Source organism: Leptospiraceae bacterium (genome assembly GCA_025059995.1).
Taxonomy (GTDB): Bacteria; Spirochaetota; Leptospiria; order Leptospirales; family Leptonemataceae; genus SKYB61.
The window spans coordinates 109,878-128,291 of record JANXCF010000004.1; the positions used below are offsets into that span (position 1 = coordinate 109,878).

At 32.0% G+C, this 18,414-nt stretch carries 18 protein-coding genes; 14 read left to right on the forward strand and 4 right to left on the reverse strand.

Annotation, left to right across the window (positions count from 1 at the left end):
- The first annotated feature begins 27 nt into the window (after nt 1-27).
- Genes NZ853_07100 through NZ853_07155 form a run of 12 tightly spaced genes read left to right on the forward strand, consistent with a single transcriptional unit; the run spans nt 28 to nt 10,028 of the window.
- Complete coding sequence (locus tag NZ853_07100) at nt 28-312, forward strand: hypothetical protein (protein MCS7205446.1); 285 nt, start codon at nt 28-30, stop codon at nt 310-312.
- Nucleotides 309-2,789 carry a chemotaxis protein CheA gene (locus NZ853_07105; protein MCS7205447.1) on the forward strand — a complete coding sequence of 827 codons (2,481 nt, stop codon included), beginning with the start codon at nt 309-311 and terminating at the stop codon, nt 2,787-2,789. Before NZ853_07100 ends, NZ853_07105 begins: the two co-directional genes overlap by 4 nt.
- A gap of 4 nt (nt 2,790-2,793) precedes the next feature.
- Nucleotides 2,794-3,210: a chemotaxis protein CheW gene (locus NZ853_07110; protein MCS7205448.1), complete on the forward strand. Its 417-nt coding sequence runs from the start codon at nt 2,794-2,796 to the stop codon at nt 3,208-3,210.
- Nucleotides 3,211-4,284 carry a chemotaxis-specific protein-glutamate methyltransferase CheB gene (gene cheB / locus NZ853_07115; GenBank protein MCS7205449.1) on the forward strand — a complete coding sequence of 358 codons (1,074 nt, stop codon included), beginning with the start codon at nt 3,211-3,213 and terminating at the stop codon, nt 4,282-4,284.
- A gap of 2 nt (nt 4,285-4,286) precedes the next feature.
- Complete coding sequence (locus NZ853_07120; protein ID MCS7205450.1) at nt 4,287-5,132, forward strand: protein-glutamate O-methyltransferase CheR; 846 nt, start codon at nt 4,287-4,289, stop codon at nt 5,130-5,132.
- 14 nt (nt 5,133-5,146) lie between these two features.
- The gene (locus NZ853_07125) at nt 5,147-5,506 is read left to right on the forward strand and encodes a response regulator (GenBank protein MCS7205451.1); all 360 of its coding nucleotides are present in this window, start codon (nt 5,147-5,149) and stop codon (nt 5,504-5,506) included.
- On the forward strand, nt 5,507-6,745 hold the full coding sequence (locus NZ853_07130) for a hypothetical protein (GenBank protein ID MCS7205452.1): 1,239 nt from the start codon (nt 5,507-5,509) through the stop codon (nt 6,743-6,745). It begins immediately after the preceding gene.
- Nucleotides 6,742-7,761 carry a PhoH family protein gene (locus NZ853_07135; protein MCS7205453.1) on the forward strand — a complete coding sequence of 340 codons (1,020 nt, stop codon included), beginning with the start codon at nt 6,742-6,744 and terminating at the stop codon, nt 7,759-7,761. The genes NZ853_07130 and NZ853_07135 overlap by 4 nt, the downstream gene beginning before the upstream one ends.
- Entirely contained in the window at nt 7,712-8,251 is a 540-nt protein-coding gene (gene ybeY, locus NZ853_07140; protein MCS7205454.1) for an rRNA maturation RNase YbeY, read from the forward strand. Before NZ853_07135 ends, ybeY begins: the two co-directional genes overlap by 50 nt.
- Before the next feature lie 40 nt (nt 8,252-8,291).
- On the forward strand, nt 8,292-8,921 hold the full coding sequence (gene leuD / locus NZ853_07145; protein ID MCS7205455.1) for a 3-isopropylmalate dehydratase small subunit: 630 nt from the start codon (nt 8,292-8,294) through the stop codon (nt 8,919-8,921).
- Nucleotides 8,922-8,950: 29 nt separating this feature from the next.
- Nucleotides 8,951-9,238, forward strand: a complete 288-nt coding sequence (locus tag NZ853_07150) for a hypothetical protein (GenBank protein MCS7205456.1) — start codon at nt 8,951-8,953, stop codon at nt 9,236-9,238.
- Nucleotides 9,189-10,028 carry a hypothetical protein gene (locus tag NZ853_07155; GenBank protein ID MCS7205457.1) on the forward strand — a complete coding sequence of 280 codons (840 nt, stop codon included), beginning with the start codon at nt 9,189-9,191 and terminating at the stop codon, nt 10,026-10,028. The genes NZ853_07150 and NZ853_07155 overlap by 50 nt, the downstream gene beginning before the upstream one ends.
- Here NZ853_07155 and NZ853_07160 read toward each other — a convergent pair.
- The 4 genes from NZ853_07160 to NZ853_07175 are packed head-to-tail and all read right to left on the reverse strand — an operon-like array spanning nt 10,018 to nt 16,079.
- Complete coding sequence (locus tag NZ853_07160; GenBank protein ID MCS7205458.1) at nt 10,018-10,266, reverse strand: hypothetical protein; 249 nt, start codon at nt 10,264-10,266, stop codon at nt 10,018-10,020. The two genes, NZ853_07155 and NZ853_07160, sit on opposite strands and share 11 nt — an antisense overlap.
- Entirely contained in the window at nt 10,263-11,339 is a 1,077-nt protein-coding gene (locus NZ853_07165; GenBank protein MCS7205459.1) for a DUF1574 domain-containing protein, read from the reverse strand. Before NZ853_07165 ends, NZ853_07160 begins: the two co-directional genes overlap by 4 nt.
- A gap of 15 nt (nt 11,340-11,354) precedes the next feature.
- A complete protein-coding gene (hflX, locus tag NZ853_07170) occupies nt 11,355-13,004 on the reverse strand; it encodes a GTPase HflX (GenBank protein MCS7205460.1) in 1,650 nt (549 codons plus the stop codon).
- 54 nt (nt 13,005-13,058) lie between these two features.
- Nucleotides 13,059-16,079, reverse strand: a complete 3,021-nt coding sequence (locus tag NZ853_07175; GenBank protein ID MCS7205461.1) for a hypothetical protein — start codon at nt 16,077-16,079, stop codon at nt 13,059-13,061.
- Between NZ853_07175 and NZ853_07180 the strand changes: the two genes are divergently transcribed.
- Entirely contained in the window at nt 16,033-18,096 is a 2,064-nt protein-coding gene (locus NZ853_07180) for a hypothetical protein (GenBank protein MCS7205462.1), read from the forward strand. The genes NZ853_07175 and NZ853_07180 overlap by 47 nt on opposite strands.
- Nucleotides 18,072-18,413, forward strand: coding sequence for a hypothetical protein (locus NZ853_07185; protein MCS7205463.1), 342 nt, complete (start codon nt 18,072-18,074; stop codon nt 18,411-18,413). Before NZ853_07180 ends, NZ853_07185 begins: the two co-directional genes overlap by 25 nt.
- Nucleotide 18,414: the final 1 nt, after the last annotated feature.

Here is an 18,414-nt window from a genome sequence, read left to right on the forward strand (position 1 = left end):
ATGTTTTGAATTACGATATTGATAAAAATGAGTAGTTTTTTTTATGGAAATAACAAATATGTTATAAGTTTTAATGATGAAGATTTGACAAAGAGAGAAATCCAAGATATACTCAAAGAGTGCGAATTGCAGGAAGGAATCAGCATCATCCTTAATTTTATAGATGCAAGTGACATAAAAATCAAGAATTTGTTTTCTTTGATTTTATTCATAAAAGAAGCAAAACAAAGAAATATCAAAATTAAACTAAATATAGATGAAAAATTAAAAAGCTTATTAGAAAAAACAAGTTTGATTTATAAAATAACATGAGCAATTTAATTCAAAATTTCATTCAAGAATCATTAGATTTATTATTCATAGCAGAAAATAACCTTTTGGTGTTGGAAAGAGATTATATTAATTTTTCAATGGAGGAGCTTCCGAAAGAAAAAAAAGAATTAGTTCATAGTCTCTTCCGAGCCATTCACACTATTAAAGGAAATTCAGGTCTATTTGACTTAGAGAAAGTAAAAAATTTAACACATGTATTTGAAAATATCTTAACAAAGATTCGAAATAACGAAATCCGTATCACAAGGGAATTTATTGACGTTTCTCTTTTAGCTATCGACAGAATTCGATCTATGATCGAAAATCTTACTAACGAAAAAGAAACTTATATTGATGATATAATCGAACAATTAGAAAAGATTCAATCACAAGCGTTAAAAACAAACCAAGAAATCAAAAGAAATACTGAAGTTTCTTTCGAATCAATATATCTGAACCATTATGAAAGGATATACAATATTCTCTTGGACTTGCAAAGAAAATTCAAAGAAAATGAGTTTTATTTTTGTATTATTAATCTACCTGAGGATGAACTTTTGTCAAACTATCATAAAGTCATAGAAACTTTTGAAAATAAATACAAAATTCTCTTTCATGATTTTATAGAATTCCAAAATCATATATACCCTTTTTGGATAGTCAACAAACCAGAAAATATTCCTTACAAAATTTTATATCAAAAGCAGACCATCATCCAAGATTCTCGTTCTGATGAAAAACGGAATAAAGAAGTGGAAAAACCCTATTATGAAACCACATTCATGGAAACTGAAGCATTCTTAAAAGTTCCTGCAAATTTAATTGAAGAATTAATAAACTTAGCAGGAGAATCCATTATTGCAAGGAATGAGCTACTTCAAAGACTTTCCACTTCCTATAAAGAACACCGAGAGTTATGGAGCTCAGGCAAGAAAGTAAGTCTGTTAATCTCGCAAATTCAAGAAAAATTAATGAAACTTAGACTACAAGAGTTAAACGTTTTGTTTGAAAGGATTCCTAGGATAGCAAGAGAACTATCCAAAGAAACTCAAAAAGAAATAGATTTAGAAATTGATGGTGGTAAGATCGAATTAGATAAAACTTTAATTGATGCCATACGAGATCCTATTGTTCATATCATCAGAAATGCCGTAGATCATGGCATCGAAACACAAGAAGAAAGAATCAGAAAAGGAAAACCACCAAAAGGAAAAATCACCATAAAGGCTTTCTTTCGAGGAGGAAATGTCATCATTACCGTTCAAGATGATGGAAGAGGAATTGATCCTCAAAAAATAGTAAAAAAGGCAATAGAAAAAAATATTATTACCCCTTCTGATGCAGAAAAGTTTACGAAAAAAGAGATTATTGATCTTATTTTTTTGCCTGGATTTAGCACAGCTGACAAAATCACAGAACGTTCGGGACGTGGTGTTGGCATGGATGTGGTTAAGAATTCCCTTCGTTCCATCAAAGGCTTTGTTGATATTGAAACAGAGATAGATCAAGGAACCACAATCATATTAACCATACCTCAAACCTTATCAATTATAACATGCTTAGTAATCCAAATCTATGATCGAAAATACGCTATCCCTCAAAACCAGATTAGAGAAATCATAAAAATCGATCATAAATACTTAACTAATTTGCATGGTAGTCTTGTGTATGAATTGCGAAATTATATCATACCCGTGATCGATCCTTACTTTATAGTTCGATCTAATTATGAAAACAAACATATAGAACACAAATCAAATTTCGAATATTTGATTTTTTTAGAAACAGATCAACATATTTATGGTTTATTAACCAGCGATATCTTGAGCCCAGAAGAACTGATGATAAAACCTTTAGGCGAGGAGTTCAACGAAATTCCTTTTTATTCAGGAGGAACTATTTTAGGAGATGGTGATACCATTTTGGTTTTAGATGTTTTAGGGATTGCAAAGAGTTTTCATATCCAATCAAATCGAAAAGAAATTGAACTAAGTCTCCAAGAGCAAGCTAGAAAACAAACACAAACTAAAAAATATTTGATTTTTGAATCCGAAGGTTATTATTATGGTATATCCATAGAAAATAAACCGAGAGTTGTTGAAGTGCCTATCAAAGAGATTGAAACGTTATTAAATTTCCATGCTTTTAAATACCAAAATCACCTCACTCCTTTATTAGACGTAAACAAGATCTTGAATGTTGAAACCAAAATGATGATGTTTGATAGGAAATCGATTTATGCAATTATATTAAGAAATCAAAATGAGGAATATATTTCCTTACAAGCAACGACCATATTGAACATCACAGATGAATTTGATAGTATTACGAAAGAAATTGAAAAAGAGACAATTATTGATAGCTATGCCATCCATAATGGTCAAACTTTAATTCTCCTGGATGTTGATAGGATTTTCTTGCATTGGAAAAATTCAAAATTGCAATTAAATAAAGCAAACCATAAAATGAATTCATAGACTCATGCAAATCTTAATCTTTTATTTGAATCAAAGAAAATATGGGATTGAACTTCAATATTGTAAAGAAATTGATTTATTAGAAAAGTTCACTATACTGCATTATGATAGCCAAAACTTCAAATCCTATATCGAAGGGATTACGAACCTTAGAGGTGAAATCATAACCTTAATCAACTTAAAAAAGTTATTTCAGCTTGAAGAGACAAGTATTAAAGAAGGAAATCTGATTATTCGTTTAACCGTCAAAAAAGCGAAAGTATCGATACTTGTAGATGAAGTTTTTGACATCATATCAATAGATAATAAATCAAAAGATTACTCCAAGGGGCACATCAACCCTAACTTAATACCCTATATAGATTATACGATTTTATATAATCATGAACCCATATTAGTTATCAACGTAATGGGGCTATAGATGAGCAACAAAATAAAAATCATGATTGTCGAAGATTCTCTTACGATGAGAAATTTTTTATTTCAAGCATTCTCTGATATACAAAACATTGAAATCATATCTTATGCTTCAAATGGTAAATTAGCTATACCGAGGATAAAGTTTTATCAGCCTGATTTTGTGATCTTAGATTATGAAATGCCTTTAATGGACGGAATAGAAACCATAAAAGAAATCAAAAAGCAAAATATCGAAACCAACATAATCATGTTTAGTGCTTATACATACGAAGGAGCTGAAGTCACCTTAGAAGCTCTAAAAGAAGGAGCTATCGATTTCGTTTCCAAACCAAATTTCAAAGCACATCCACAAGAAATCGTTGATTATATCAAAAAAAACTTAATTCAAAAGATCATTGAACTATCGATTGAAAAAAAAAGAGAACAAAAAGAACAAAAACAAGAACAAAAAAAAGAAACAAAACTCTTAGATAAAGAAATTCTTATAAACAGATTTTCTTTTGATTTAAGTAAAATAGAAATTGTTGGAATAGGTATCTCAACTGGTGGTCCGATTGTATTACATGAAATTGTCAAAAACCTACCTAGAATAAAAAAAATAATTGTTATAGTCCAGCACATGCCACCTCTTTTTACTTTAAAATTAGCTGAATCCCTGAATAAAATTTCAAAAAATAAGGTCTTAGAGGCACAAGATCAAATGATATTAGAAGAAGGTTGTATATACATAGCACCAGGTGGCTTTCATTTAGGAATAGATAAGAACAATGACGATTATATAGCAAGGCTTTATGATGATCCACCGATTAATAATTGCAAACCCTCTGTAGATTTTCTTTTCGACTCATTATCAAAATTTGGCAATAAAGCTGTTGGTATCATTATGACAGGAATGGGAATAGATGGTTATGAAGGCATAAAAAAGATGTATCGTGCTGGTTGCTATACCATTGCCCAAAGTCCCGAAAGTTGTGTTGTCTACGGGATGCCAAAAAAACCAATTGAAGAAAATCTAGTTTATGAAATCTTATCTCCAATTGAGATATCTAACTTTTTGAAAAAAACAATTTGCTAAACATGGAATATAAAAAACTTTTCGATATCATCCAAAACCTCACGGGGGTTTATCTGACAGAAGAAAAGAAATATTTATTAGACTCTAGATTAAATCAATTGATGAAAGATTACAATTTAAAATCTTACGATGAAGTAGCCCTAAAATTAATAACAAAAGATGATTTAGAATTTTATCATAAAGTGGTCGATCGAATTACTACTCACGAAACGAGATTCTTTCGAGATGAAAGCATTTTTGATGCTTTTGTTAAACAAATCATACCAGAATGGATGGAAAAGCATGGAAATACAAAAACTCAAATAAAAAAACCATTAAAAATATGGTCAGCTGGTTGTTCTTATGGACAAGAACCTTACTCTATTTCCATTTCTCTTCTGGAGCATCATCCCTATCTTTTTCCTTATACCGAAATCTTGGCTACGGATATAAGTAAAGATGTTATTGAACGTGCAAAAAAAGGAGTCTTTACAGATTTTGAAGTTCAAAGAGGTGTTCCTGAGTTCATTAAACAAAAGTATTTCGTAGCTATCAATGAAAAGGAATTCAAAATCAAAGATGAAGTAAAAAGGAACATCCAATTTCAAGTTCATAATTTGATTCAAGATCCCTATCCATCAGGTTTTGATATTATTTTCTTTAGGAATGTTTTGATTTATTTTGATATGGAGCAAAGAAAAATCATCATAGACAAAATGATACAATCACTTCGTAATCAAGAGGGTACATTGATTTTGGGTTCTTCTGAAAATTTATTGAATTTAGCAGATAATTACATTATACGTGAATTTGGGATCGCTAGGTATTATGAATTTAGTAAATCAGTTACATTTTTTAAAAAATTTTAACAATAGGAGGTATTATGGCTCACATTTTGGCTGTTGACGACTCCCAAACCATGAGAGACTTAGTAAAAGAAACCCTTGAGTCCGTTGGTTACCAAGTGACAGTGGCTGAAAACGGCTTAGATGGATTGGAAAAATTCAAAAAAAATAAATATGATTTAGTGATAGCGGATATAAACATGCCAGTGATGGATGGAATTACAATGATAAAAGAAATTCGAAAAATTGATAAGTTCATCCCTATTATTACTTTAACAACAGAATCAGAAGAAACAAAAAAACAAGAAGGAAGAGCCGCTGGAGCTGATGGTTGGATTGTCAAACCTTTTAAACCAGCTCAATTCTTAGATATTATAAAGCAAATTTTAGAGGGTTAAGTGAAAAAAAAAGGATTTAAAATTTTATTAATACATGAAAACTTTGAACAATTAAGGGAAATCAAAAGTTTTTTAAAAGAAAATAAATACAAGGTTTACGCTTGCACAACTTCCCAATTCGCTCTTTTGATTCAAAATAAAATTCATCCAGAAATAATCATAACTTCTCTAAAGGCAAAAGGATTGTTAAAAAACAAAGATCTATTCTATACCTTGATTGATACTAATTATACACCAATCATGATTTTATTAGTAGAGAATGAGGAAGAATTTCGACTTACGTTAGAACTTCCCAAAGAAAAAATTTTTGAAATTCTTTATCTATCCAACAACATAAAAGAAATAATGATAACAACTCTTGAGGCAGCAAAACGATATATAAAAGAAAAAAATAACTTGTATAAATATTTAAAAGAATTTGAGTTCCAATGGGCAAAGCAAATCGAATGGTATATCTGGAAGGAATACCATAGAACAATCTATCAAACAAATTTCTCTAAGAAATTGATTGAAAACATACGAAACTCTATGCTTCAAGGTTTGGGCATTGGAAGTTTGATCTCTTATATGGAACTGATTGAAATAAAAAAAAAAGAAGTGCATAATGAAGAAATAGCCATACCTAAACATTTGTACTCAAAATTAAAAGAAAATGTAAATAAACTAGAAATTTGGTTCAAAAAATTAGAAAACATCATTCATTATTTTAATAAAACGTTTCCAATTGAAAAAATATCATGCGATCAATTTCAAGAAATTTTACTTCAAAGTATACATGAATTAGAGTCTTTTAGAAAAATCAAAAACCAAAAATTCTGTATTGGAAATCTCTACTATCAAGGAGAAATCACTTCAAACCATCAAGCTTTATTAGTAATTTTCAAAGAAATTTTTATTAATGCTTTAAAATATTCCCCAGAAAATTCATTCATCGATATCATATTAATTGATAATAAAGAAAATATTTTATTTGGTGTCGTTAATGACATCCTTGAATTCATGGGTGGTATTAGTGGAATTCCTGAGGAGTACGAAACTCAAGTTTTCGAACCGATGATGCGATTAAATCATTTTTACGATGAAAGATTCCTTGAAGAAGAATTTACATTAGGTATTGGTTTAACGATTGTAAAGTTGTATTTAAAGTATTTTGATGGGCATATTTATTTGAAGGAAATTATTGATCATAATCGAGATTCCAAAAAAAGAATTTTGTGTGGAGTCACCCTTGTAAAATGAGTATTATAAAAAAGAGAAAACATTATACTTTTGAAAATACCAAGCTCTATCGTTTATTGTGTGGAGTAGCAGATCAGAATCTTTTAGAACTTGAAAAATTACTAGATGTAGAATTAATACCTCGTGGTGATTCTTTTATAATACAATCAACCGATGAAACAAAAATTAAAAAAACAATAGCCTTCTTTGGAACTCTTGAGGCTTATTTACATAATCGAGAGATTGAAACTTTTGATGCAAAATATTTATTTAATTTATTCCAGAATAATCATTTCAACAACGAGTCGAATCAAGATAACTTCGATGATTCCAGTACTAAAACCTTTATTGAACAAGAAAAATTTTTTATAACTCACAGAGGAAAACCAATATTTGCAAAAACCATCAATCAACAAGAATACATAAAATCCTTACTTCAAAACCCCATCACAATCGCCATAGGACCTGCAGGAACGGGGAAAACCTTTCTTGGTGTTGTTGTAGCAAGTAAACTCCTTCTGAAAGGTGATATTGAACGTATCATCATCACAAGACCTGCAGTAGAAGCAGGAGAAAGCTTAGGGTATCTTCCTGGGGATATCATTCAAAAAGTCGATCCTTATTTACGCCCCATATATGATTCTTTATATGAATCCCTTGGAACCGAAAAGACAACTCAGTTCATCCAATCAAACCGAATTGAAGTTGCTCCTTTAGCCTACATGCGAGGAAGAACTTTGAATGACTCAATGATCATACTAGACGAAGCACAAAATTGCACATTATCCCAACTAAAAATGTTTTTAACACGGATAGGAAAAAACTCCAAAATGTGTATTAGTGGAGATATCACACAAAGTGATCTAAAGCCTGGTCAATCAGGCTTAGCAAAGCTTTTAGAAATCCTAAAACCCATTCCAGAGGTAAAAGTAATTGAATTCAACAAAAATGACATAGTTAGAAATCCCATTGTAGAAAAAATCATCCATGCCTTCGAAACCTACGAAAAAAAAGAAAAAAACAAAAATCCAACATAGAATTGATATCTCTATAAACCCAAAATGTCCGATTAAAAATTTAAAAAATTTTATCAAAGTCATCCTCAAACATTCTTTAGAATACATACAAGAAACAGAGAGCATAAAAGGACCTTTTGAAATCTCTATCACGGTTACCGATAACCAAGAAATCCAAAAACTGAATCTTACTTATCGAAAGAAAGATGATCCAACGGACGTTTTGAGTTTTTCCCAATTAGAAGGAGAATTCATTCCTAACCATGATTACACCATCCTTGGTGATATTGTAATTTCTTTCGAAAAAGCCATTGAACAATCCAAAGAACTACAACATTCCTTTTATTACGAAATTCAACGTTTATTAGTTCATGGTTTATATCATTTGCTTCAATATGATCACGAAAGAAGCAAAGAGGACGAAGAGCTCATGAACCAAAAAGAAAGAGAACTTATGACACATTTACTCAATATAAGCGAAATCAAAAAATATATACATGTGAGTGATTGATTTTGATTGCCATTGATTACCGAAAAATTCTTGTGACTATATGGAACCTTTGATAAAACACAAAGGGATTGTAGTTCCTTTGGATAGATCAAATGTAGACACGGATCAAATTATTCCTAAGCAATTTTTGAAAAAAATTGATCGGGTTGGTTTTGGGAAGCATCTCTTTCATGATTGGAGATTTCTGGATGCTGAGGGTAATATCCCTAATCCTGATTTTGTTTTGAATCAAGCTAGGTATCAAGGTGCTACGATACTCCTCACAAGAGAAAACTTTGGCTGCGGAAGTAGTCGTGAACATGCTCCTTGGGCTTTGTTGGATTACGGTTTCCGAGTTTTGATAGCTCCAAGTTTTGCTGATATTTTTTATAATAATTGCTTCAAAAATGGTATGTTACCGATTACTCTGCCTAATGATCAGATTCAAGAACTCTTTGATTATGTTGAAGATCATATAGGTGCACAATTGGAAGTTGATCTACCGGAACAGAAAATCACTACTGACAATGGAAGAGTTTATAGGTTCGATATCGATCCTTTTCGAAAGGAATCACTCATAAATGGTTGGGATGACATTGGGTTAACCTTAGAGCATTTAAGTGAAATTGAAAGATTCGAAAAAGAGTACGAAAGGAAGTTTGACTTTCTTTTTTCAGGACTCAAAGATTGAAAAAAATCACTTTTATATTTTTACTCTTATTGACTTTTTGTTCAAAAGCAAGAGAAGAACTCTTGTTCGGTGTTTTTGTATCAAAACAAAATGGTTCATGGAAATTCCATTCCACCGCAAAAGCTTCTGAGACTGCTATACAAAAAAGAGACAAAACTATGAAAGAAATTAGTTGTCTTGAAGCCGCACGATTACAATTAGAGGTAGAATTACAGAAGAAAATCTACGATGGAATCACAATTGAAATTGAACGTGTTGAGTTCTTCCATGATGGAAAAATTTGCCGTATTTCAGCACATTCCACTAAAAAGCATTAGTTTAGTTTTGATATTTCTTCAGTGCTTGACGGCAACTGGTCCGAGCTTTGAAACTTATAAAAACGTCGGTGAATTAAAAGATATCTTTCCGAAAATCTCTGACAAAAAAGACACTATTTCGATATTTTTTCCTGTTTACTTTTATCCCAATAAAAACCCTTTTACTGGTGAGTTAGTATTTTTAGAAAAAACCTATGTTGATACCTTTCAAAATCAGCGTGTTAGAGCTTCCCATTTGTTATTCCAATTACGTATCATAAGTGAGAACGTTCATGGACACCTAAGACTAAAAACTTATCAAGGAACAGTTTTTATTCATCCCTCGAAGCAATGGCTGGATCTGCAAAGTGATGAATGTTATGTGTTAGGAAAACGCAATTTCAAAGACAGATGGTATGTGATTGATGGATGGGAGTGTGATCACTTGATTTTTCAGCTGAGTTTACATGAAGATCAAATCCAATGGAAAATGCCTCAAGAACACCAAGACTCTCGAACACAATGGACCAAATGGTTTCTAGCTTCTACCCTTCGAGTTCTTCCTGAGTTTTATACTTCCGAATGGTATGGGAAATGGATCTACGAAAAAGAAGAAGATTGGATTTTTTTTGGGTATGAAGCCAATCGACATCTGAAAAAAGACGAAGGGGTTATTTTACTTCCTTATCAGGTTTTCTTAAAAGTTGAAAATGTATTAGAAGATTTTGTATTTACGAAAAAACCTTTGAATTTAACCATCAAAGAACCAACATTCATCATAAAAACATCGACAAGAAGAACTATTCCTTAACTGGGCAAGGGCACTCACCATCACATAGTATTTTTACTCTTTTACAAATCGCCAAACAGCTATTATAATACGTTCCTTCGGTTGTGCAGACTCTACCAGTATCTAAATCCAAACACTCACCACAACCCTCAAAATTTTGATGAATCAAAGGTATGGGTTTTTCTTTTCTTGGGGATTCTGTTCTACAAAATAAAACAAAAGAAAAAAGAATAAGTGTGAATAAAAAAAACCTATTCATTTTAACACAACTCTCATGATTGCATCCGTATAAGCTGGATAACAATAAGCTGAAATATGACTTGCATCAAAGAAGTATTCACAATCCAAGGGAGACTCAAAATTTAAATCCAACCATTGAACGTTATATCGATTTGCTAATTCTTTCATCTTGGGTGTCCAAACTTCATAAACTGTTTTTTTTATCGTAATCCCTTGGGTCTTTTCTAAAGCTATTAACTCTTTTTGTTTTTTATACCGGAGCTCTCTACTCACTGGTGGCCAAAGAAAAATAATTTTGGGTATTTGTAATTTCTTTGCTAGAATGAGACTTTTTTCCAAAAAAACGAATGCATTTGGATCAAAGACAAAAGGAGTAAAAAAATCCTGCCATATGGAATTGGCATTTTTTTGTAAATCTTCTTGAGTGACGTTCGGGATTTCAGCATGCAAGTAAGGAATACTTCCTTGATACTTTTCTAATAAATCATGAGTCCTTAAAATCACATTTACAAAATACAACATTTTTTCTTCATGAAGCCGCTCTCCGATGATCCTGAGTTTTGGTTTAAAACGATAACTTACAAATAATTTTTTTCCGATGTAGTTAGTGATTTCATTAACATCATATAAATAAAAATTGCGAAGAATAAAATCGAAAGATAAACCAAATACCATGACCTCATCCGTCAAAACCAAGGGTTTTTCATTCATAGCCTGAGGAGTTAGTGCGAAAATAAGAGCTTCTGGTTGAACTTTTTTCTCATAAAACTTCTCCAAAAGATATAAATAGTAATCCTGCTTCCCACCAGGAACAGAAAAGTTATAGAAAATCCAGTTTGGATATTTAGACTTCACATAACGATTATCAAATGCCATGGTTCGAGAATTTCCCAAAACCACCAAAACATTACTTCTTTTATCTTGATTTAGATAATCCTTCAATTCTATGAGTAATGTTTCTTTTTGATCAAAATTAACAAAAGAAATCGTAGTCAAATAATATAAAGGAAAATTCCCAAGAATGAAAACCTTATCCAACAAAAAAGCACCAAGAAAAATCACAAAAGGAAAATAGAATTCTTTGTTTTTCATGAAGAAAATTTAATATCAATACATCTCTACTTTTGAGTAAAATAATTGTAGTTCTATTCTTTTTAGGAGTTGTTCTAATCCAATCTTTTTCAAAGCACTGATTGGAACTATATTTTTGGAATTTTGTAGTTCATTTTGTTCAGCAGGAGATAACAAATCAATCTTATTCATTACAAGAATTTGTGGAATTCTCATAAGACCTAAGTTTTCTAAAATTGTATTTACATCCCGAATCTTTTGTTCTCTCAAAGGATCGCTTGCATCAACACAATGAATCAACAAATCCGAAAACTGTAATTCTTCTAAGGTTGCTTCAAAGGCTCTCTGCAACTCTGGTGGTAAATCGTAAATAAATCCTACCGTATCGGCAATAATGATTTCCCTTTCCTCAGGAAAGCGAATTCGTCTCGTCGTAGGATCTAAAGTAGCAAAAAGTAAATTTTCGGCAAAAACCTGAGAATTCGTCAAAGAATTGAGTAAGGTAGATTTTCCTGAGTTTGTATAACCCACAATTGAAACTAAAGGAATCCCAACTTCTTTTCTTACTTTTCGGTTGACTTCTCTTCTTTGTTTGATACGTTTTAGTTCTTGTTCTAAGCGATGGATTCGTTCTTCTACTCTACGTCTTCCGATTTCTAGTTTTGTCTCACCTGGTCCTCGTCCCCCAATGCCACCCGTCAATCGAGACATGTTATCATCTTTTTCACTGAGTCTTCCCTTTAGATAACGAAGTTGAGCTAATTCCACTTGAAGTTTACCATCCCTACTTTTTGCATGCTTTGCAAAGATGTCTAGAATCAATTGGGTTCGGTCGATGATTTTTAAACCAGTTTCCCTTGAAATTTTGATGGCTTGAGCCGGGGTAAGTTCTTTATCAAAAATTAACATTTCGGCATTCCGCTGAACGGCTAAAAAAGTGATTTCTTTTAGTTTTCCACTTCCTATAACCGTGCTACTTTCGATTTTATCACGATTTTGGATCACAACTTCCACCGGCATAACTCCCGCTGTTCTACACAATTCTTTTAGTTCTGCCATGGAATGATCTGGACTTCTCTTTTTTCGATTTTCTAATGTGTAAACTCCCACTAATATTGCTCGGGGGATGTTGCCTGCCTCTTTGGTTTTTTGTAAATTTCGATTGAATTCAGCATCAATTAACTCAACAAGTTCTTTGAATTTGTATTTTTGTTGCCCAGGTTTTTCGGTTTCTAAGATTTCGTAATATCTTTCTGACTCAGGAGCTAACCTAGCAGAATAAAACTTATCAGGAAGTCCCAGTCGGTCTATCGTGATGGCGGTTATGGTATCAAACCTCAGTAAGGTCAAATCGTATAAGTCTTCTTCCGTGAGTGGTTCTTTTTTTAGATGGGTGTGAATCAGTCGTAGTTCCCTCAATCTTGCTGAGCGCTCTCTTTCCAATTCAGGTATTACAATTCGTTTGTCATCTCCAACGATAACGTGATGAATCTTTCCTTTCCGATCAACTAATATCCCTATTTGTCGGAAGAGCTGTTGAGACAATATTGTGAGTTCTTTTGCGATGTCGTTTGATACAATTACGTCTTCATCAATCTTTTTTCGTGTGAGTCTTCTAAGTTGACTGAGTTCTTTGTGACTCAGCCCTTCTAAATTACCCGTAAGTTGGATACGTTTCCTCCTGATGGTTTGATTTTGATTTCATATTATTCTTAATTTTATGAAAGTCAATTCGGTTTTTTAAAAATTAAATCCAATAGAAAATCTACCCTGCCATCTCGAAAAAGGCAAAGTCTTTACGCCATCATAAGGACTTGCCCATTCAACCTTCATGATAGCTCCTGGAACTGGTAGAAGAAACCATAAAAAATTTAGCCATTGCAAACCCACCCCAATCGAAGCTTTTAGGTCATAAGTTCTTCCCTTTTTGAAAGCTTGAAATTTGCGATAATCATCAAAGGCAGAACCCAAATCCAAAAACAAAGAACCTCGAATCAAGCCCAAATTCCAACGAAAGGGAAAACCAAAAGAAGCTCCCTCAAGAAAAGTAAAACGATATTCCAGATTCATCAAAAAAGCATACTGACCCTCAAACTTTTGAAAATCATAACCTCGAATGGTTGCATACCCACCAATCCGATATGGAAAGTTTTTTGCCTCTTTACCTGTTAACATCCCCACAAAAAATCGATAAGCAAACAAAGAAAAATTCCTAAACAAATGATAATAACGAAACTCAAAGAAGGTTTGATAAACTTCTCGATAGTAGTTATTTCGGTTGATTGGGTATTCATAACCAACCACTAATGCATATCCATCCAAAGGACCGAAAATCGTATATTTGGCATTATCATAGGCATAAAACCAACGCAAAAACAAGTGATTTTTAAAGACATCTTCATTGGGACGTTGTTCAGGCAGTCTTGGTAAATAGATTTGCTCTAATCTCCCTAAATCCAATTGGATTCCAGCAGAGCTATATCCATGAAGATAATACCGAAAACCACTATATATCCCAGAATTGATGTTTGTAAGAAGCCTTTGGAAAGGATTGTACAAAATGTTATTTAGACTCAAATCCAAAGGATTCAATACCACAAAGACTCCACTATAACTATATAATCCAGTCTGCCATTCAAGCCGGTTCCAACGATGGGTATATTGAATTTCTCCGTTTAAAATCACTGGTCTTGACTGATACGTAATGAAGGCATCTAACTGATGCCTCTTTTGTAAATCTGCCATACTACCAAAACCAAGAAAGACCACATTGCTGTTTCCTCTGTTATCAAAAGCTCCACTGACAGCTATAAAGGGAAAAAAATTTCGATAAAAAGTGTATTCATAGGGCTTGATGTTTGGTTCCTCAAAAACAACTGTTTGTTTTTGAGGTAGAAAGTTTTTTTCTTTTTTTTGGAGAAAGGTGATTTCCTCAAAATAATTTGTCTTATTATAACCATAGATTTCGTGAGCTTCTTCTTTTCGTTTGCTGTCTTTTATTAAGTAGATTTCGGGGATCCCCTCTTCTACTACGGTATAAATCAATTTCGATTCCGAATCTTCTTTGGTAGTTTGATAAAAATCAAAATATTGAATGTCCCTTGAGTGCTCTTTGATTTTGTAGTGTTTTTTTTGTTCTACGTCATAGAAAAACAACTGAAACTTTTGGTTTTTTTTGGCTATATAATAAATCCCTTTTTTGGTACTTCCACGAATGTTGATGGTTCCACTCTGGATAGATTTGATTTCTTCTTCCAAGAAAAACAAAGTTTTTATTTCTTTTGTTTTTAGGTTTATGGACTTAACGTGGAAAATTGATTTTTCTTTTTTTACAAAATAAACTTCATCTTCTTGAAAACTCAAAACAGGAGAGTACTCATATTCAAAATCATTCGTTAGCTTTTCCATCTGCTTTGATTGTAAATCCAAAAGATAAACATCTGAAAAGCCTCGAAGTGAACCTGTAAAAACGATTTTATCTTTTTGGTTTTTCGAAAGAAAGGGTTCCCAAAAAGTATCAAATGGTAAGTAATAAACACTTTCTATTTTTTCTTTTAGATAATCATACTTGATGATAGCCATTTTTGAGCGGCTTCTCGTGGGTATGTAAATAAATCTTTCATCTAAATTCAATCGAGTAGTTAATGGCTGCCATTCTTCAAAATTTTCATCTCTTAGGTAAGAAATAATTATCTTTTTCTTTGGTGGAAGCTCTGAATATCCGACGAATTCTTTGAGTTCTTGTATTACGACAACGGGATAAATCTTATCAAACGTAATATAAGCAATATATCGTCCATCAGAAGATAAAGAAGGTTTGAAATAAAAAGGATTATCAAAACGAGATAAACTCCAATAACGAAAAGTGAGTCGTCCTTCAATGTCTTTGGAGAAAGAAACATCTTTTCGATAAAGCTCATAAACGAATTCCTTCCAAAGAATGTTAAAATCAAAAAAATCCATTTGAAAAGTTAAATAGAAGCTTTTTTGTAAATTCTTCGTCATGAGCATATTCTTAAAAAGAAGAATGATATGATCCTTTGACCATTTTTTATCGATGAAATACATCACGGACTGACCTATTTTATAATAGCTATAATCAATTTCTGAGTCAATAAGTGAATACAAGTCAGGCAGTCGGTTGGAGATCACCAAATCTCGCAGAAATTCATCCATCCCTCCTTCTGTCCCAATACTTAAATATTCTGACATCCCTTCAGTAAACCAAGAAGGTATGGGAAAATCATTTGATTCCATCAAGTTTAACACTATGTCAAACTGAAAAGAATGCACTAATTCATGTCGTAGTGTATGGAAAGTTTCTTCTTCGTTTCCGTTGTAGGGAAGAACCACTCGCTCAAAGTAGGGTTCTGTATACCCGGCAACTCCCTCTGGCAAATAAAATTCGATTATGTGGCTCGATTGAAAATCCCGAAATGAAGGATATAAAAAAATGATCACCTGATGAGTCAAGTTATGGCGAAATAACAACGAATACTCAGCAACAGTTTGATTAGCCACATGAAATGCCTTAAGTCCTAATAAACTATAATTTTCAGGAAAATATAGTATTACATAAGAAGATTCTAATTTCCGCCAGTTCGATGATTCATCGGAGAGAATTTTGTTTTGAGAATACAAAAAAGAATTTCCCAATACGAAATAAAGAAAATACGTAGTTAAATTAAAGAATGAAATCCAAAACTTCTTTTTTATGATGAAAAAATACACAAAGGTTTTTTTGTATGTCTTCTTATTCATTTTAGTTTCTTCATTTGGAATATTCCTCATCAACTATCAAATCAATAAGAAATTTCAAAACAAAGAACTTACAACTAATTTATTCAAAAAGTTCAGTTTTCTGGATAGCACGAAAATTACTTATCAGTATGCAACTTTTCATATCATGAGAGGTTTAAAGATCAATCATGCCCAAATCCAAAACGAAAAATTTGAATGTAATATCGAAACAGTGTTGATAGAATTTCAACTTTTTCAACTAAGTAATACCCCAAAAAAAATCATAATGAAAGAACTTAGTTGCTCTGAAAAAAAAGACTTATTGAATTACAATAATCTTCAAAGTATAGCAGAAAACATAAAAAAACACAACATAACTTGGAAATTCCAAAACCTAAAATTAATAAATCATAAACTTGATTTACAAAATTTTGAAATCACAATCACTCCAAAGGAAGACTATATAGAAATCACAGGTTTTTTCATAGAAGGTGTGAACAAAACAATCAAAATTCATGGAAACTGGGACACAAAATCAGATCTAAATAGAATCCATTTCACAATACAAAATCATGCATTCAAAAAAGAAAGATTCTTTGAAGAGTTTATTGATGTAATCAAAACAGAAAAACAATCCCAATTTTTGAATGATAAACTCCATTTTTATTTCAACGGAAGAGGTTCAATAGACCTATCAATTAAGGGTTTTTCTTTTAATGTAATAGGCAAATACCATAACTTAAAGGGAAATATGAGTTTTTTAGAGCTCAATGATATCAATGGTAACTTGCACTATACCACAACTTCAAATTATGATAAAAGCATTTTTCATGAAGAATACAAAATACAAATCCAATCAAAAGAAATCCAACTTTCCAAGCTAATTCAAAAAGATCAAAAAGAAATCAAAATTCAAGGGGAAATCCCAATAGACAATCAAAAGATCAAAACCCAGTGGAACACCAAAGGAAATGTCTTTTTTCAAATTGATTGGATTGAAAAAAATTTCATCCATACCATAAAATCTACCCTTAGCGGAAGGAATTTGATTGTACTTCATTCCAAAGAATTGCCTTTGGTTTTTATTGAAAGTGTAGAATTAAAACCTATTATTGATAATCAGTGGGAGCTCCTATTAAAAGGAAAAATAGATACTCTTCCTTTTTCTTTCGTGGGGAGTCTTTTTTATTCTCCCAAATCATTCCCCAAATGGGTGTTTAAGGGAAGTCTAAGTGGTTCTTCACTTGATTATCAGAGTGTTTTCGATATTGCTTATAAGCTAATTCATCATCAAAGAAACAAATTCCAAGAAGATTCTTTAAAAACCATTGAATATACAAAACCTTGGAAGGACAAATTCATCAAAACTGATTTCTATCAAAACGTAATCAAAAATACAAAAATAGAAATTCAAATTGAATTTCTTCAACCAAAACAGAATCTACCTGAACTCAAAGGGAAATTCATCATGAACGAACTCGAGGCAAGGTTAGATTTATACGGAAACCAACCAAGTTCTAAAATCCAGATGAATTACTCCGTGAATTTTCTTACGAATATTCCACAGCAACACTTTAATTTTTTTACCCAAGCAGAAGAACCGCAAATCGAAATCCCGTTCTTATGCAATCTCTGCGCAAATAGCATCAAAAAATTAGAATTCCAATACACTACAAGTGCTCGAGGCTTAAAACAACAAGATTTTTATTTAAATAATTCCAGTAGCCTAAGGCTTGATGTAGATTCTGTGATTTTAAAAAATGACTATCGAAAAGAAATGATTGAAAAACTTCTTCAAATCCAAATTCAAGACCCTGTTCGAATGAAGCTCGAATACTCAAGTGCTGGGGCTTATTTTCATCCCGTTTTCATTTTGATTGAAAATTCTCAGTTTCTCTTACGAGGCACAGGAAACTTTAACATCTATGTGGGGGGAGAAATCAATTTTCATTTCTACGATAAACAAAAACTCTTGAATAAAAATTTTTTGATCAAGCTGCGTAAAGACGGAGCATGGATACCTTCATACTTTTATTGATCCTTATCTTTTCTTTTTTGAGTTGTAAAAAGGACCAAGAACTCAAAATCCAAGAACAATCCAAAAAAGACATAACAGGCATCTATGAAGTCTATCCTTCTTACGAAAGGATCTTAATCAAGTTCGAACCAGAATACCAATGCAAAATTCTCATAAAGGATGAACTCCATACCTGCTCCTACCATGTGGTGAATGATCAACTTCACATCTTTCAAAGCGAAAAAAACGAAATTCTTGGTGTTTTTTTACTATCTAAAGAAAACCTTCTTCGTGGCGTTTGGAAGAAAGAAGTTCGTTTTTTACGGAAATTAGAATAAT

What these genes read in the sequence shown, in the direction of transcription:
- ybeY (MCS7205454.1), top strand. Translation starts at nt 7,712, where the DNA reads ATGCCTTCGAAACCTACGAAAAAAAAGAAAAAAACAAAAATCCAACAT.
- NZ853_07185 (MCS7205463.1), top strand. Translation starts at nt 18,072, where the DNA reads ATGGATACCTTCATACTTTTATTGATCCTTATCTTTTCTTTTTTGAGT.
- NZ853_07165 (MCS7205459.1), bottom strand. Translation starts at nt 11,339, where the DNA reads ATGAAAAACAAAGAATTCTATTTTCCTTTTGTGATTTTTCTTGGTGCT.
- NZ853_07120 (MCS7205450.1), top strand. Translation starts at nt 4,287, where the DNA reads ATGGAATATAAAAAACTTTTCGATATCATCCAAAACCTCACGGGGGTT.
- NZ853_07180 (MCS7205462.1), top strand. Translation starts at nt 16,033, where the DNA reads ATGATGAAAAAATACACAAAGGTTTTTTTGTATGTCTTCTTATTCATT.
- cheB (MCS7205449.1), top strand. Translation starts at nt 3,211, where the DNA reads ATGAGCAACAAAATAAAAATCATGATTGTCGAAGATTCTCTTACGATG.
- leuD (MCS7205455.1), top strand. Translation starts at nt 8,292, where the DNA reads ATGGAACCTTTGATAAAACACAAAGGGATTGTAGTTCCTTTGGATAGA.
- NZ853_07155 (MCS7205457.1), top strand. Translation starts at nt 9,189, where the DNA reads ATGATGGAAAAATTTGCCGTATTTCAGCACATTCCACTAAAAAGCATT.
- NZ853_07105 (MCS7205447.1), top strand. Translation starts at nt 309, where the DNA reads ATGAGCAATTTAATTCAAAATTTCATTCAAGAATCATTAGATTTATTA.
- NZ853_07110 (MCS7205448.1), top strand. Translation starts at nt 2,794, where the DNA reads ATGCAAATCTTAATCTTTTATTTGAATCAAAGAAAATATGGGATTGAA.
- NZ853_07175 (MCS7205461.1), bottom strand. Translation starts at nt 16,079, where the DNA reads ATGAATAAGAAGACATACAAAAAAACCTTTGTGTATTTTTTCATCATA.
- NZ853_07160 (MCS7205458.1), bottom strand. Translation starts at nt 10,266, where the DNA reads ATGAATAGGTTTTTTTTATTCACACTTATTCTTTTTTCTTTTGTTTTA.
- NZ853_07135 (MCS7205453.1), top strand. Translation starts at nt 6,742, where the DNA reads ATGAGTATTATAAAAAAGAGAAAACATTATACTTTTGAAAATACCAAG.
- NZ853_07100 (MCS7205446.1), top strand. Translation starts at nt 28, where the DNA reads ATGAGTAGTTTTTTTTATGGAAATAACAAATATGTTATAAGTTTTAAT.
- NZ853_07125 (MCS7205451.1), top strand. Translation starts at nt 5,147, where the DNA reads ATGGCTCACATTTTGGCTGTTGACGACTCCCAAACCATGAGAGACTTA.